At 53.3% G+C, this 503-nt stretch carries 1 protein-coding gene; it reads left to right on the top strand.

Features of this window, described 5'->3' with window-relative positions; all coding sequences use genetic code 11:
- Positions 1-310: 310 nt before the first annotated feature.
- On the top strand, positions 311-503 hold a 193-nt coding region (locus DEQ92_RS21975), incomplete at its 3' end, for a TFIIB-type zinc ribbon-containing protein (protein ID WP_304999712.1).

Here is a 503-nt window from a genome sequence, read left to right as displayed (position 1 = left end):
GACGTCCTTCTTCGTAAACTTCGAGTCTTCAGGAACTTCGTCATACAACCGGGCAATCTGACAGCAAAGCTCCTCAAACCCGTCTTGAACCGATCCACCTATAGGCCTGATGGAGTCGAAATCTAAGGTGGAAGACATTACCATCACTTCCGTATTTAATCCCCAAATCAGTACCGGAAGATTCGATTATACAAGGAGGGGAGCGATCAAATACTCTTTTGGCGCATATGTCCCAATTCTGAGTGTTTATTTACCCCTCAATGGGTGAGGGGTTCGCCGTACTGGCGAGTTCCTGAATATGGTGAGAACGATGGCAACCAGAGACATCTACGAGACGGCGTTCGACGAAGACGTCCGAACGGAGTCGAACGCGAACCAGTGTCCCGAGTGCGACGGACGGGTCACCACGAACGCGGTCGAAACGGTCTGCGAGGACTGTGGCCTGGTCATCGACGAACAGCGTATCGATCACGGGCCGGAGTGGCGGGCGTACGACGACGAGG

Source organism: Haloferax sp. Atlit-6N (genome assembly GCF_003383195.1).
GTDB lineage: Archaea > Halobacteriota > Halobacteria > Halobacteriales > Haloferacaceae > Haloferax > Haloferax gibbonsii.
This window is presented reverse-complemented; position numbering and strand designations above follow the sequence as displayed.